16 protein-coding genes are annotated in these 14,644 nt (G+C 63.8%); 6 read left to right on the top strand and 10 right to left on the bottom strand.

Annotated elements, in window-relative coordinates; all coding sequences use genetic code 11:
* Positions 1 to 447: 447 nt before the first annotated feature.
* The 10 genes from rplL to ACNJYA_RS15760 all read right to left on the bottom strand — a co-directional run bounded on the left by rplL (position 448) and on the right by ACNJYA_RS15760 (position 8,305).
* Positions 448 to 825: a 50S ribosomal protein L7/L12 gene (gene rplL, locus ACNJYA_RS15805; RefSeq protein ID WP_024342440.1), complete on the bottom strand. Its 378-nt coding sequence runs from the start codon at positions 823 to 825 to the stop codon at positions 448 to 450.
* A 54-nt stretch (positions 826 to 879) separates the two neighbouring features.
* Positions 880 to 1,398, bottom strand: a complete 519-nt coding sequence (rplJ, locus tag ACNJYA_RS15800; RefSeq protein ID WP_025037001.1) for a 50S ribosomal protein L10 — start codon at positions 1,396 to 1,398, stop codon at positions 880 to 882.
* Between the two features lie 583 nt (positions 1,399 to 1,981).
* Positions 1,982 to 2,935, bottom strand: coding sequence for a 2-hydroxyacid dehydrogenase (locus ACNJYA_RS15795; protein WP_439366846.1), 954 nt, complete (start codon positions 2,933 to 2,935; stop codon positions 1,982 to 1,984).
* A 90-nt stretch (positions 2,936 to 3,025) separates the two neighbouring features.
* The gene (gene rplA / locus ACNJYA_RS15790) at positions 3,026 to 3,718 is read right to left on the bottom strand and encodes a 50S ribosomal protein L1 (protein ID WP_025037003.1); all 693 of its coding nucleotides are present in this window, start codon (positions 3,716 to 3,718) and stop codon (positions 3,026 to 3,028) included.
* 6 nt (positions 3,719 to 3,724) lie between these two features.
* Complete coding sequence (gene rplK, locus ACNJYA_RS15785; RefSeq protein ID WP_011088164.1) at positions 3,725 to 4,153, bottom strand: 50S ribosomal protein L11; 429 nt, start codon at positions 4,151 to 4,153, stop codon at positions 3,725 to 3,727.
* Between the two features lie 131 nt (positions 4,154 to 4,284).
* Positions 4,285 to 4,839, bottom strand: a complete 555-nt coding sequence (gene nusG / locus ACNJYA_RS15780) for a transcription termination/antitermination protein NusG (protein WP_018647229.1) — start codon at positions 4,837 to 4,839, stop codon at positions 4,285 to 4,287.
* The gene (gene secE / locus ACNJYA_RS15775) at positions 4,839 to 5,030 is read right to left on the bottom strand and encodes a preprotein translocase subunit SecE (protein WP_026202711.1); all 192 of its coding nucleotides are present in this window, start codon (positions 5,028 to 5,030) and stop codon (positions 4,839 to 4,841) included. Before secE ends, nusG begins: the two co-directional genes overlap by 1 nt.
* 306 nt (positions 5,031 to 5,336) lie before the next feature.
* A complete protein-coding gene (locus ACNJYA_RS15770) occupies positions 5,337 to 6,533 on the bottom strand; it encodes a class I SAM-dependent methyltransferase (RefSeq protein ID WP_260379732.1) in 1,197 nt (398 codons plus the stop codon).
* 154 nt (positions 6,534 to 6,687) lie between these two features.
* A complete protein-coding gene (locus ACNJYA_RS15765; RefSeq protein ID WP_257187441.1) occupies positions 6,688 to 7,668 on the bottom strand; it encodes a lysylphosphatidylglycerol synthase transmembrane domain-containing protein in 981 nt (326 codons plus the stop codon).
* Between the two features lie 49 nt (positions 7,669 to 7,717).
* Positions 7,718 to 8,305 carry an SIS domain-containing protein gene (locus tag ACNJYA_RS15760; protein ID WP_439366843.1) on the bottom strand — a complete coding sequence of 196 codons (588 nt, stop codon included), beginning with the start codon at positions 8,303 to 8,305 and terminating at the stop codon, positions 7,718 to 7,720.
* A 165-nt stretch (positions 8,306 to 8,470) separates the two neighbouring features.
* Here ACNJYA_RS15760 and ACNJYA_RS15755 point away from each other — a divergent pair, with 165 nt between their 5' ends.
* From ACNJYA_RS15755 to ACNJYA_RS15730, 6 genes are all read left to right on the top strand, one after another.
* The gene (locus ACNJYA_RS15755; RefSeq protein ID WP_172783193.1) at positions 8,471 to 9,484 is read left to right on the top strand and encodes an SDR family oxidoreductase; all 1,014 of its coding nucleotides are present in this window, start codon (positions 8,471 to 8,473) and stop codon (positions 9,482 to 9,484) included.
* Between the two features lie 87 nt (positions 9,485 to 9,571).
* The gene (locus ACNJYA_RS15750; protein WP_172783192.1) at positions 9,572 to 11,137 is read left to right on the top strand and encodes a PfkB family carbohydrate kinase; all 1,566 of its coding nucleotides are present in this window, start codon (positions 9,572 to 9,574) and stop codon (positions 11,135 to 11,137) included.
* A 29-nt stretch (positions 11,138 to 11,166) separates the two neighbouring features.
* Positions 11,167 to 12,168 carry an NAD-dependent epimerase/dehydratase family protein gene (locus ACNJYA_RS15745; protein ID WP_172783191.1) on the top strand — a complete coding sequence of 334 codons (1,002 nt, stop codon included), beginning with the start codon at positions 11,167 to 11,169 and terminating at the stop codon, positions 12,166 to 12,168.
* Positions 12,169 to 12,173: 5 nt separating this feature from the next.
* Positions 12,174 to 12,785, top strand: coding sequence for a hypothetical protein (locus tag ACNJYA_RS15740; protein WP_246570703.1), 612 nt, complete (start codon positions 12,174 to 12,176; stop codon positions 12,783 to 12,785).
* A complete protein-coding gene (locus ACNJYA_RS15735) occupies positions 12,782 to 13,819 on the top strand; it encodes an aminoglycoside phosphotransferase family protein (protein WP_439366842.1) in 1,038 nt (345 codons plus the stop codon). Before ACNJYA_RS15740 ends, ACNJYA_RS15735 begins: the two co-directional genes overlap by 4 nt.
* Entirely contained in the window at positions 13,794 to 14,642 is an 849-nt protein-coding gene (locus ACNJYA_RS15730; RefSeq protein ID WP_172783188.1) for a transketolase, read from the top strand. Before ACNJYA_RS15735 ends, ACNJYA_RS15730 begins: the two co-directional genes overlap by 26 nt.
* Positions 14,643 to 14,644: the final 2 nt, after the last annotated feature.

Genomic DNA, 14,644 nt, shown 5'->3' with positions numbered 1-14,644 from the left:
CACCGTCCGGAACGCGGCTGCCACCGCTTTCCGGGTTGAATTTTCGAACCCGTCTTGGGGGCCGGAGACGCAGTTTCAGGCGCCGATGTCCTGAATCTGTTCTTCAGACCTTCAAAACGCAAAACGACGCGCGGGGCGCAGATGCGCGCCCGCCCGTCACAACGATCATCTTCACGGACTGCAAAAGCCCGAAATAGCCTGCTCTCCCAACGGCTTACAGGGAAATCCGGCATCCCTGCCCACCGCGCTTTCGTGCTGCCGACCCGATATGGGGCGACAATAGTGCAGATTCGAGGGTCAAACCCTCAAATCCCCACACTTTTTCGTGTTCGGCCCGCGTCGGATCGTTCCGTCGCACGCCTTTTGCATCCGGTCCACCCTCGCGAAGGGGGACCAGGATCCCGGGCAGAGCCGTTGCCCGCCCGGGATCCCACCAGTAAGCAGTGCTTACTTGAGCTCGACCTTGGCGCCAGCCTTCTCGAGCTGGGCCTTGATCTTGTCGGCTTCTTCCTTGTTCACGCCTTCCTTCAGCGGCTTCGGAGCACCCTCGACGAGGTCCTTTGCTTCCTTCAGGCCGAGACCGGTGATGGCGCGGACTTCCTTGATGACCTCGATCTTCTTGTCGCCGGCGGAGGCCAGAACGACCGTGAACTCGGTCTTCTCTTCCGCCGGAGCGGCGGCAGCGCCACCAGCAGCCGGGCCGGCCACGGCGACAGCCGCGGCAGCCGAAACGCCCCACTTCTCTTCGAGGAGCTTCGCGAGTTCGGCAGCTTCGAGCACGGTCAGGCTCGAGAGGTCGTCAACGATCTTCTGCAGGTCAGCCATTGTTCAGTTTCCTTGAGTGTAAGTCTGGTTCGGGTTTGAGTTTTGCGAAGGGCGTCAGGCCGCTTCGCCCTTTGAGGCATGAGCCTGGATGACGCGCGCGAGCTTGCCCGCGGGCGCGTTGGCGAGCTGGGCCAGCTTGGTCGCCGGGGCCACGATGAGGCCGACGATCTTGCCGCGCAGTTCGTCAAGCGACGGCAGCGAGGCAAGCGCCTTCACGCCGTCGACATTCAGGACGGTCTTGCCCATCGATCCGCCGACGATGACGAACTTCTCGTTCGCCTTGGCGAATTCAATGGCGACCTTCGGCGCCGCTACCGGATCGTTGGAAGTCGCGATCACGGTCGGCCCCTTCAGCATGGGGCCGATGGCAACGACGTCAGTGCCTTCAAGAGCAATTTTGGCGAGACGGTTCTTCGAGACCTTCACCGCAGCGCCCGCCTGCTTCATCTGCTGGCGCAGCTTCTGCATCTGGGCGACGGTGAGGCCGGAATATTGAGCAACGACCGCGACGCTCGTGGTCTTGAAGACCTCATTGAGCTGTTCGACCGCTTCTTTTTTTGCCGCTCGTTCCACAGCAAGCTCTCTCCGGTTGGCGGTCATCGCGAGAAGCGGGACCGCCGGGTTGCACCCATCGTCCCGCCCAAACCTGAACCTCCGGGTCAAAAACCCATCGGACACGCCGGGCAAGACGACAATTCAAAGCCTGCCCTCCGGGAGCCCAAGGGCCCACGGCGTGTCGAGGTCCGAACCAGACCCGTTTCGCAAAGTCAGCCCTTAAAGCTGGATGCGAAGTGAAATCCGGTCTTCACCCGTCTATGCAGGCCATGCGATTAAGCCGTTGAGGAATCGAAATTCTTCGCGGGCGCCTGCAGTCTTGGACAGGACGAGGCCAGCCGGCGAACCGCCCGACCTCTGCCCGCATCCCTGCCAACCGACGGGTTTTCCTTCCTTTTCGGGCAAATCCTTGCGGACGTCCTGAAAAGGAATGATCTCCTGTCGTGTCGGGTTTTCGGAATGCGTGCACGAACGCGCCTGCCGAGGCCGGCACGTCCGGAGGCGGTTCTTTAACCGCTCGGAGCCTGCTTGCCAAGAGCAAAATTCACACCAGTTCCAATCGATTGCCGGTTGGGTTTGAGATGGCCCAACAAGGACCGATTCAGGCCGATTTGACCCTATAAGGCAGCGGCTTGCCCTCGAAGAACGCCGTCAGGTTGGCCAGCACGCAGTTCTGCATGGCGACGTGCGAATCCAGGGTGTGGCCGCCGATATGCGGGGCGAGCACGACGTTGGGAAGGGCCGTCAGCGCGTCCGGCGCGTGCGGTTCCTTCTCGAAGACGTCGAGGCCGGCCCCCGCGATGGTCTTGTCGGTGAGCGCCGCGACCAGGGCCTTCTCGTCGATGACCGAGCCGCGGGAGATGTTGACGACATAGCCGTCCGCGCCGAGGCGCTTGAGGATATCGGCGCTGACGACATGTTGGGTCTCGGCCCCTGCCCGCACCGCGATCATCAGGACGCTGCACCAGTCGGCCAGCGCCTCCAGCGATGGGAAACATTGATAAGGCAGATCGTATTTGGTGCGGCTGAAATAGCCGACCTCGCTCTCGAAGGCGGCGCAGCGCGCCGCGATCTTGCGGCCGATCTCGCCCATGCCGTAGACGCCGATGCGGCGCCCGGGCATGCCGGCCTGGGGCCGCATCATCGGCGATTGTTTCGAGGCCGCCCAATCGCCGCTGCGGACATATTGGTCGGCCACCAAAATCCGCCGCGTGGTCGCCAGCATCAAGGTCATCGCGATGTCGGCGACGGAAGCCGCATTGGCGCCCGGGCTGTGGCCGACTGCGATGTTGCGGCTGGCCGCTGCCTTCAGGTCGACGCCGTCATAACCGGTGCCGTAGCAGACGATGGCGCCGAGCTTCGGAAACAGGTCCATCGCCTCCGCACCGAACGGCGAGCCGCCCGCGGTGAGCAGCGCGCGGATGCCGTTGAGCTCCTCGACCGGAAACACCTCGCGCGCCGGCTTGCCGCCGGTGTCGAGCAGCTCGAACCGCTCGGCGAAACGCGCCATCATCGACTTGGGAAAGCGCGAGTAGATCAGGACCTTGTCAGTCATTGTTGTTGTTTCCGGTCAGCGGCGCCACAAGCGACGAGGGGCGGAATCGGTCACCCGATTCCGCCCCTCGCCTCATGCAATTTCCAAACCTCAGCCGAGAATGGTGCCCGGCTCGACCTTCACGCCGGGGCCCATCGTCGAGGACACCGCAACGCGCTGGATGTAGGTGCCCTTGGAACCGGCCGGCTTCGCCTTCGAGACAGCATCGGCCAGAGCCTTGATGTTCTCGACCAGCTTCTCCTCGGAGAACGAGGCCTTGCCGACGCCGGCCTGCAGGATGCCGGCCTTCTCGACGCGGAACTCGACCGAGCCGCCCTTGGCGCCCTTCACCGCACCGGTGACATCCATGGTCACGGTGCCGATCTTCGGGTTCGGCATCAGGCCGCGCGGGCCCAGCACCTTACCGAGGCGGCCGACCAGCGGCATCATGTCGGGAGTGGCGATGCAGCGGTCGAAATCGATCGTGCCGTTCTGCACCTTCTCGACCAGGTCCTCGGCGCCGACGACGTCGGCACCGGCGGCCTTGGCTTCGTCGGCCTTGGCGCCGCGGGCGAACACGCCGACGCGCAGCGTACGGCCGGTGCCGTTCGGCAGGGTCACGACACCGCGGACCATCTGGTCGGCGTGACGCGGATCGACGCCGAGATTGATCGCGACCTCGATGGTCTCGTCGAACTTCGCTTTCGCGCGCTCCTTGACCATCTTGATGGCGTCCGCGAGCGGGTAAAGCTTTTCGCGGTCAATGCCTTCGCGGGCTTTGTTCAAACGCTTTCCGATTGCCATAGCCGCTTACCCCGCAACTTCCAGACCCATCGAACGGGCCGAGCCCTCGACCATCTTCATGGCCGATTCGATGGTGTCGCAATTCAAGTCCTTCATCTTCTTCTCGGCGATCTCGCGCACCTGCGCCTTGGTCACCTTGCCGGCCTTGTCACGGCCCGGCGCCTTCGAGCCGGACTGGATCTTGGCAGCCTGCTTGAGGAAGTAGGACATCGGCGGCGTCTTCATCTCGAAGGTGAAGGAACGGTCCGCATAGATGGTGATGATCACCGGGATCGGGGTGTTCTTCTCTTCCTTCTGGGTCTGGGCGTTGAACGCCTTGCAGAACTCCATGATGTTGAGACCGCGCTGACCGAGCGCGGGACCGATCGGGGGCGAGGGATTCGCCGCACCGGCCGGGACCTGAAGCTTCAGGTATCCGGTCACTTTCTTTGCCATGTATCACTCCTGTTGTGCCGGCAGAGCCGGCGGTTTCAGGTTCGTGGTCGGGATCAACGGGCGGCTGGCAACCGCCCTCGTCCTCCCACGGCCTCTTGTTGCGCGAGACCGAAGCCTCGCGCGTTACCCGATCAGACCTTCTCGACCTGACCGAATTCCAGCTCGACCGGAGTGGCGCGGCCGAAGATCGACACCGCGACCTTCACGCGCGAACGCGCCTCGTCGATTTCCTCGACCACACCCGAGAACGAGGCGAACGGGCCGTCGGCCACGCGCACGTTCTCGCCGATCTCGAACGACACCGACGCCTTCGGCCGCTCCACGCCCTCCTGCACCTGGTGCAGGATGCGCATGGCCTCGGCTTCCGAGATCGGCATCGGCTTGTTCTCGGCGCCGAGGAAGCCCGTGACCTTCGGCGTGTTCTTGATCAGATGGAATGCCTCGTCGGTCAGCTTCATCTTCACCAGCACGTAGCCGGGGAAGAACTTGCGCTCGGCGTCGATCTTGCGGCCGCGGCGCACTTCCGTGACCTTCTCCGTCGGAACCAGCACCAGTTCGAACAGCTCCTCGAGCCCGCGCTGCTTGGCCTGCTCGCGGATCGATTCGGCGACCTTCTTCTCGAAGTTCGAATAGGCGTGGACGATGTACCAGCGCTTGTCGGACACTTGAGCGGTTGCTGTTGCCATCAGTGAATGCCCAGAAGGTAGGTGATGAGAACACGGATGATCTGGTCGGCGGCGAAGAAGAAGATCGAGGCCACGGCGACCATCACGAACACCATGATGGTGGTGATCGTGGTCTCACGGCGGGTCGGCCAGGTGACCTTGGCGGTCTCCGAGCGCACTTCCTGCAAGAACTTGAACGGGCTGACTGCCATCGCTTGAGACGCCAATAAGGATTTCAGGGATCCGAACAGCCGCCGTTGGCCCAGCCCTCTGTCTCGAAGGATGAGCCGGAAACCGGGCTCGATTGTTCGGGGATTTCAAGGCCGCGCCGGAAATCCGCGTCTAACGGGCCGGCTGCGAGTGCGGGGTATCTACTGCGGATGGGGCCAAAGGTCAAGGTAGAGAGAGTTCGCCCGGGCAGGCCGCCTTCCCCGAATGGCCGTGCAGAAGCCATCTGGATCAAGGACTTGTCGTCCGCCCGCAAGGCGCCCGCAGGAGGCTATCCGAAGCCCGGCCCGTCAGTCGGCCCGGTCGACCATGGAAATCCCCGGCAGCGGCACCACGAACTTCCCGCCATCGGCGAAATAGCGGGCGTGCTTGGCCCGGATCGGGTCGACATAGCGCCAGGCGAAGACCACCACGAACGCCGGCTTCCGCTCGTAAAGGGCAGCAGGCGGCAGGATCGGGATGTCGTAGCCGGGTCCGGCCATCACCTTCCCCTTGTTGGGATCGTCGTCCACCAGGAAGTCGATCTTGTTCTCCAGGCCGAACTGAGGCAGCAGCGTCGTGGTTCCCACCGACACGCCATAGCCGGCGACCAGCTGACCGCGCGCATGGGCGGCATCGGCCATCGCGACCAGTTCGTCGCGGATGGCGGCGATCCTCTTCACATACGGCGCATAATAGGCCGGCTGATCGACACCGAGCCGTTCTTCCTCCGCAACGAAACGCGCGACCTCGGCCGACGGCTTCTTGGCGCCGCCGGCGCGCTGCACGGTTACGCGGATCGAGCCGCCCTTGGTCCAGATGTGCTGGACGTCGATCAGCTCCATGCCCAGCCGGGCGAAGAAACGGATCAGCGGCTTGATGTTAAAATAGGACAGATGCTCGTGATAGACGGTATCGAGCAGGTTCTTCTCGGTGACGTCGACGCCGTATTGCGTTTCGAAGACGAACAATCCGTCCGGCGCGAGCACGTCACGAACCCCGATCACCAGCGGATCCAGATTGTCGACATTGGCGATCATGTTGTTGGCGATCACGACGCTCGCCGCGCCATGGCTCTGCAGGATGCGGCGACCGATGGCATCGGTGAAGAAATCGCCGATGGTCTCGATGCCCGCCTCCGTGGCGCGCCGCGCGATGTCGACGGCGGGATCGACGCCCAGCACCCGCATGCCGCGCTCCCTGAAGAATCCGAGCAGCGATCCGTCATTGCTGCCGAGCTCGACCACCAGCGAACCCGGCGCGATGCCGAAACGGCTGACGACGTCGTTGGCATAGCCTGCGAAATGCTCGCGCAGGCCGAGCGAGAGCGAGGTGGTATAGACGTAGTTTCGGTACTGGATCTCCGGATTGCCGACATGGAGAATCTGGAGGTGGCCGCAATCCCGGCACAGATGCAGCGACATCGGCACCGCAGCCCGGAAGACGGGATCGTCGACGCTGGCATTCGGCACCTGGAAGTTCGGCGTGCCGATGGGCATGCCTGCCATCGGGACGACCAGCTCTTGGTTGTCCGAATGACAGAGGCGGCAGGTATTGCGGACGTAGAACAGGTTTTTCATCGTGCAACCGAAAAATGAGATACGCGCGCGAGTGAGATCATCCCACCCTGTGAAGACCAGTTCGGCAACGGGCTGAAGCGGGTCATGGGTGGCTCGAGGCCTCATTGCCCAGCCCGTAACTGGGTGCGTCCTCTGCCGCCTTGGCCGCCTTGTCGGCCGCATACGAGCCGCGCTCCCGACTTGCCAACCAGATTGCGCCACCGGCCAGCCCGATGATCACGCTGATGGCGCCCAGCAGGAGCGATATCGACAGCGCCTCCTCGGACGGCACACCCGCCAGACCAAGGCAGGCGACCATCGCTCCCTCGCGAACGCCCCAGCCGCTGATCGAGATGGGGACGGCCGTGAGCAGCACCACCGGCGGAATCAGGATGCCGGCGTCGAGGACAGAGAGCTGCGCTCCGACACCGCGCGCCAGGGCGTAACAGGCCGCGGCGGTGACGAGGTGGATGAGGAGCGCCGATCCGAACAGCAGCGCGCGATGATCGGACTGCAGGAGCAAGAACCTGACCAGCGTTCCGAACCGAACGAAGCTCGCGATCGCGGGCAGCGCGATGAAGCGCTTCGGCAGACGGTCGAGCGTCAACAGGACCACCGTGCCGGCGACGCCCGCCACCGTCAGTCCGCCGATGGCCAGGATCGCGGCCTGATTCGATACGCGTGACAGCAGAAACGGCAATCCGGCCACCATCAGCACGATCAGCCCGATCAACGCCGTGAAGCGGTCAGCTGCAACGCCCTTGACCGCCTCGGGCCACTGCACGTCGCGTTGGCGCAGCAGCCACATCCGCACCGCATCCCCGCCGACCGACGACGGCAACACCTGATTGAACCAGAGGCTGATCATGAGAATCCGCCAGCCCGCGAGCCAATCCAGCGACACGCCGAGCGCGCGCATGATCAGCTCCCACCGGCCGTTGAGCAGGAAGGTCTGAAAGAAGATCAGCGCAAGCGCGACGACGAACAGGACCGGATCGACCGAGACGAGATGATTGCGCAACTGGCGCAGGTCGAGACCACGCGCGATGTAGACCAGCACGGCGATCGACAGCAGCAGCTTCACCGAAAACAGGGCCGCATGCTTGAATCGCGTCCGCATCAAGATGCCCGCCTCAGGACGCCGGATATTCCGCACGACCGATGACGAGGTCGATTGCGGCCATCATCCAGAACTGGTGCGTGGTCTCGACAATGTTGTAGCTGCGGCTGTCGACCCAGAAATTGACGTCGCCGAGATTCCGCAGCGGATTGTCCGTGTTCATGCCCGACAACGTGATCACGTCGAGCTTCATCTTGCGCGCCTGCGCAACCGCGTTGAGGATGTTCTTCGAACGTCCCGACGAGCTGATCGCGACGAGGCAATCGCCGGCGCGCGCATTCAGCCGCACGGCGTGGGCGATCCAGTCCTCGAACCCGTAATCGTTGGCAAGGCACGACATCATGCTCGCATCGCTGAAGCACAGTGCAGGCACCGACGCATTCTTCGCCAGATCGATCGCCAGATGCGAGGCGATCCCGGCCGATCCGCCGTTGCCGACGAAGATGACGCGGCCGCCCTGCTCGCGCGTGCGCAACCAGGACGCGCGTGTCGCGGAGATCCTTGCAAAAATACCGTCGTCGACCGCCGTCGCGCGATGCAGGCGCCCCACGTAATCGTCGAGGAAGGCTTTATGCTCGGGATCGACGGATTCGGCAGGCATGGGCTGGCGGCTCGATTGCAACATCACGGGGTGATACCGGCTATTACCAAGGATTGCAAAGGTATAATACTTGCAAAGTTTGCGAGCGGCTGATAGTCGGCTTTCGGGTTTCACTCAACATTGGCGGGCCTGTTTCGCTGGGCATTCGCGTCACGGATGTTCCCCATGAAATGCATCGTTACTGGCGGCGCCGGTTTCATTGGAAGTCACCTCGTCGATCGCCTGCTCGATGACGGCCACGAGGTCACCGCGCTCGATAATTTCGTGATCGGACGCGCCGAAAACCTCGCCGCGCGCGCCGGTTCGAGCCAGTTGAAGGTCGTGCGGGCAGACGTCACCGATCTCGACGCGATCAAGCCGTATTTCCACGGGGTGGATTGGGTCTTCCATCTCGCCGCGCTGGCGGACATCGTTCCCTCGATCGAGTCGCCGATCCCCTATCACCGCGCCAATGTCGATGGCACGGTCAACGTTCTCGAGGCGGCGCGGCACGCCGGCGCCCGCCGCTTCATCTATGCGGCTTCCTCCTCCTGCTACGGCATTCCGGATGTTTACCCCACGCCGGAGAGTGCCGAGATCCGGCCGATGTATCCCTATGCGCTCACCAAGAATCTCGGCGAGCAATGCGTCATGCACTGGTGCCAGGTCTACAAGCTGCCCGCCGTGGCGCTGCGCCTGTTCAACGTGTTCGGACCGCGCCATCGCACCACCGGCACCTACGGTGCCGTGTTCGGCGTGTTCATGGCACAGAAGCTCGCGGGCAAGCCCTTCACGGTGGTCGGCGACGGCGAGCAGACGCGCGACTTCACCTTCGTCAGCGACGTCGCCGATGCCTTCGTGACCGCCGCCCGATCCGACGTCTCGCACGAGATCTTCAATGTCGGCTCGGACAACACCTACAGCGTGAACCGTCTGGTCGAACTCCTCGGCGGCGACAAGGTCCACATTCCCAAGCGTCCCGGCGAGCCCGACTGCACCTACGCCGACATCACCAAGATCAAGCGCGTCCTGAAATGGGCGCCGAAGGTGAAGTTCGAGGACGGCGTCGCGACGATGTTGAAATCGATGGACCAGTACAAGGACGCTCCGCTCTGGACGGTGGACAAGATCGCCGACGCCACCAAGGACTGGTTCAAATATCTCGGTGACGAGGTCCCCCCGCAGAAGGCAGGCCGTTGAGCAGATTCGTTCACCCGCATATTTTGCCGCCAGCCAATCATTTCCGGGTCGGCCAACTGAGACCGACCGGCGCCTTGGGTCATTCACATGGGTAATGCTGCGACAGACAGGCCGGCCGGCCATCCGGCACCGCACGAGAAGATCAAGACGATCGAGGAGCTCGGCGAGATTGCGCGCACCGCACAGGCAAAGGGCCTGACCGTCGCGCTCTGCCACGGCGTGTTCGATCTGGTGCATCTCGGCCACGTCCGGCACATCCTGGCAGCCCGCAACGAGGCCGACGTGGTCGTGGTGACCATCACCGCCGACCGTTACGTCAACAAGGGCCCGGGACGGCCGATCTTCCCGGAGAACATGCGCGCCGAGATGCTGGCCGCGCTCGGCACGGTCGACTGGGTCGGCATCAATCAGACCTCCAGCGCCGAGCCGGTCCTCGATACCGTGCGCCCCGACATCTACGTGAAGGGCTCGGACTACGAGAATCCCGAGGATGACGTGACCGGCAAGATCGCGGTGGAGCGCGAGGCCGTCGAGCGTCATGGCGGACGCATCGTCTTCACGCGCGACGTGACGTTCAGCTCCTCGTCGCTGCTGAACCGCTATTTCGACATCTACGATCCCCCCTTGCGCGACTACCTCCAGAAGGTGCGCGATGGCGGCGGCGCCGAACGCCTGCTGAAGCTGATCGACAAGATCCAGGACATGCACGTCGTGCTGGTCGGCGACACCATCATCGACGAATACCAGTACGTCACGGCGCTCGGGAAGGCCTCCAAGGAGAACATCGTCGCGACCCTGCTCAAGAATGGCGAGCAGTTTGCCGGTGGCGTCATTGCCGCCGCCAATCACGTCGCGAGCTTCTGCAAGTCGGTCGAGATCGTCACGACGCTGGGCGGCAACGACTACCCCGAAGAGTTCATTCGGGCGCATGTCCGCCCGAACGTAAAGCTCACGCCGATCCGCGTTCAGGGCCGTCCGACCACCCGCAAGCTTCGGTACGTCGAGATGGGCTACCTGCACAAGCTGTTCGAAGTCTACACGATGGACGACACGCCGCTCGACGAAGCCGCGCGCACGGAGATCGACCGCGTCACCGCCGAGCGCGTCCGCGGGGCGGACGTCGTCATCGTCACCGATTTCGGTCACGGCATGATCGCATCCAGCACGATCGACACCCTGATCGCGAATTCCAAGTTCCTGGCCGTCAACGCCCAGAGCAACAGCGGCAATCACGGCTACAACCTGATCACGAAGTATCCGCGGGCCGACTACGTCTGCATCGACGCACCGGAAGCGCGCCTCGCCGCCACAGACAAGTTCAACGACATCGCATCGGTGATCGAGGGCGGCCTGCATCGCAAGATCGATTGCGACAACATGATCATCACGCACGGCTCCTTCGGCTGCTACCCCTTCTCGTCGAAGACCGGCGTTGCGCGCGTCCCCGCCTTCACCAAGACCGTCGTCGACACCGTCGGCGCGGGCGACGCCTTCCTGACGATCACGGCGCCGCTGGTCGCGGCCGGCGGCAATATCGAGGACGTCGCCTTCATCGGCAACGCAGCGGGCGCGATCAAGGTCGGCATCGTCGGTCACCGCAACTCGGTCGAAAAGGCGCCGCTGGTCAAGTTCGTCACCGCGTTGTTGAAATAGCGCAAAAAGAAAAATCCCGGAGAGCGACAGTGATTGGTCAAAAATGGAATGTGATGGTCACCGGTGGCGCCGGCTATGTCGGCAGCGTGCTGGTCCCCCAGCTGCTTGCAGCGGGTCACAAGGTCACCGTGCTCGACTTGTTCATGTATGGCGAGGACGTCTTCAACGCCGTTCGCGACAATCCGAACCTGCGCCTCATCAAGGGCGACATCCGCGATGAGGCCGCGATCAACGAGGCGCTGCGCGGCAACAACGCGGTGATTCACCTCGCCTGCATCTCCAACGATCCCTCGTTCGAGCTGGACCCGGGGCTCGGCAAGTCCATCAACTACGACTGCTTCCGTCCGATGGTGCGCGCCGCCAAGAAGGCAGGCATCAAGCGCTTCATCTATGCTTCCTCATCGAGCGTCTACGGCATCAAGGACGAGGCCGAGGTGACAGAGGAGCTGTCCTGCGAGCCGCTCACCGACTACTCCAAGTTCAAGGCGATGTGCGAGACCGATCTTGCCGACGAGGCCGCGTCGGGCTTCGTCACCTGCACGGTTCGCCCCGCCACCGTCTGCGGCTACGCTCCGCGGCAGCGGCTCGACGTCGTCGTCAACATCCTGACCAATCTCGCCGTCAACACCGGCCGCATCCGCGTGTTCGGCGGAACGCAGAAGCGGCCCAATTTGCACATCCAGGACATGTCGGCGGCCTATCTGTTCCTGCTGCAGCAGGACGATGCGAAGATCGACGGCAAGACCTACAACATCGGCTACGAAAACCACTCGCTGATGAAGATCGCCGACATCGTCAAATCGGTGGTCGGAAACAATGTCGACGTGGCCGTCGAGCCGACCGACGATCTGCGCTCCTACCACGTGTCGTCGGAGAAGATCCGCCGCGAGCTCGGGTTTGCGCCGACGCATACGATCGAGCAGGCCGTGTCCGGCCTCGTCGACGCCTTCAAGGCGGGCCGCCTGCCGAACTCGCTCAACGATCCCAGGTATTTCAACATCAAGATGATGCAGAACATCAGCCTGAAGTGAGCGGCGTGCGGATCGGCATCGATTTCGACAATACGATCATATGCTACGACAGGGTCTTTGCCGCGGCCGCGCGCCAGCGCGGGCTGGTGCCGGAGGGCTGGGACGGGCTGAAGACCGACGTGCGGGACTATCTGCGCTCCGGCGCCGGCGGCGAGCTTGCCTGGCAGGGGCTGCAAGGCTTCGTCTACGGCAAGGGCATCGGCGGCGCCGAGATCTACCCTGGAGTCCGCGAGTTCCTTGTCGCGTGCCGCAAGGCCGGCGCGAGCGTCTATATCGTCAGCCACAAGACGCAGTTCGGCCATCAGGATCCCGATCGGGTCGACTTGCGCGAGGCTGCGCGCGGCTGGCTGAAGAGCGCGGGCCTCATCGACATCGCCGACGCGGCGATCTCGGCGGGCAATGTCTATTTCGAGGACACGTTGGCGGCCAAGGTCGAGCGGCTCGCAAGCCTGCAGCTCGACATCTTCATTGACGATCTCGTCGACGTTTTCGCGCAGCCGCATTTTCCGAAGACGACGCGATCGATCCTGTTCACGCAGGCGCGGCCGCCGCATCCCGCGCATTGCGAGCCGCTCGCGACCTGGGCCGATATCCACCGCGGAGTGTTCACGGCATGAGCGAGCCGGACATCAGCGTACAGGATGCGGTCTCGATCGGCAGTCGTCTCGCCGGGGCGCAGGTCGCGGCCGCGCAACCGGCGCGGTCCGGCGGCAACAACCGGGTGTTCCGGCTGGAGATGGCGAAAGGTCCGCCCCTCGCCCTCAAGCACTACCCGTCCGACGGACGTGATCGCCTGGCACAGGAATATGACGCGCTCACGTTTCTCTCGCGCCACGGCATCACGTCGACACCGCGGCCGGTCGCGAAGGATCCGGCGGCGTTCTGCGCGCTGTATCAATGGTTCGACGGTGACGCCGCGGTCCTGCATCCCCGGCACGACGACGCCGACCAGCTGGCCGATTTCCTGATCGCGCTGCAAAGACTGCGCGACGCTGAAGGCGCGCAGACTTTGCGGAACGCATCGGCCAGCATCTTTTCGCCCGAGGCGGCCATCGCCCAGTACGAGCAACGCCTCGACGGCCTGCGGCGGGCCTCGGATGATGATCCGGACCTGCGTGCGTTCATGGACGGCAGCCTCGTTCCCACCACTGCCGTCGCAATCCGGCAACTGCGTAGGCGCTATGCGGAACTGAGCCTCGATCCCGCCGCGGATCTTGCGCCCGCCCATCGCGCATTGAGCCCGTCGGATTTCGGACTGCACAACGCGCTGCGCGCCGACGACGGCAAATTGCGCTTCATCGACTTCGAGTATTTCGGCTGGGACGACCCGGTCAAGCTCGTGTCCGACACCGCGATTCACCCCGGCAGCGGTCTGCCCGACGCCGACGCGAACCGATTGATCGAGCGGCTCTCCCAGGCCTTCGCGGCTGGGGATGACGCGTTTGCGATCCGTCTTGACGTACTGTATCCTGTGTTCGGGGCGATTTGGTGCCTGATTGTCCTGAATGCCTATTTGCCGGAAAGCCGCTCCCGGCGCGCCCTGGCTATGCAAGGTGGTGATCTGACGGTCCGCCTTGCCGGCCAGCTCGACAAAGCCCGCCGGCTCCATCAAACGATTTGCCAACGTGATCCAGATCTCACCCCACGCTGAAGCTGCTCTCACCTGCACGCTGGACGAGCGCAGCCTGTATTTGCGCCGCCTGGTCCTCGGTTCGGTCCGTTCCGCGGGACGCGGCCATGTCGGGCCTGCCCTGTCGCTGATCGAGATGGTCCGCGTGCTTTACGACGATGTGCTGCGGATCGACCCGCAGAACCCGGGCGATCCCGATCGCGACCGCGCCATCCTCAGCAAGGGACATGGTTGTCTGGCGCTCTACGCGCTATTGGCCGACCGCGGCTTCTTCCCGCTGGCGGAACTGGAGGGCTTTTGCGGCTCCGACAGCATTTTGGGCGGGCATCCCGAATACGGCATGGTGCCCGGCGTCGAGGCCTCGACCGGCGCACTCGGACACGGTCTGTCGATCGGCGTCGGCCTTGCGCTTGCCGCCCGCATGCGCGAGCGCAGCTACCGGACCTTCGTGCTGCTCGGCGACGGCGAGATCAACGAGGGATCGGTGTGGGAAGCTGCGATGGGCGCGGCCAAGCACGGCCTGGACAATCTGGTCGCGCTGATCGACTACAACAAGCTGCAGAGCTACGGCCCCACCGACTACGTGCTGCCGCTGGAGCCGCTCGCGGACAAATGGCGCAGCTTCGGCTTCGCGGTGCAGGAGGTCAACGGCCACGACGTCGGCGCGCTGCGCACGGTGCTGAAGCAGGTCCCGGCCGTGGCCGGCAAGCCTAGCGCCATCATCTGCCATACCGTCAAGGGCAAGGGTCTTCCGGCTGCGGAATCCAATGCCGATTGGCATCACAAGAACAAGCTGACCGACAGCGAGCTCGACGCCATTCGCGTCGCCGTCGGCGATTTTTGATC

The sequence above is a fragment of the Bradyrhizobium sp. BLXBL-01 genome (genome assembly GCF_051853025.1).
Classification (GTDB): Bacteria; Pseudomonadota; Alphaproteobacteria; order Rhizobiales; family Xanthobacteraceae; genus Bradyrhizobium.
This window is presented reverse-complemented; position numbering and strand designations above follow the sequence as displayed.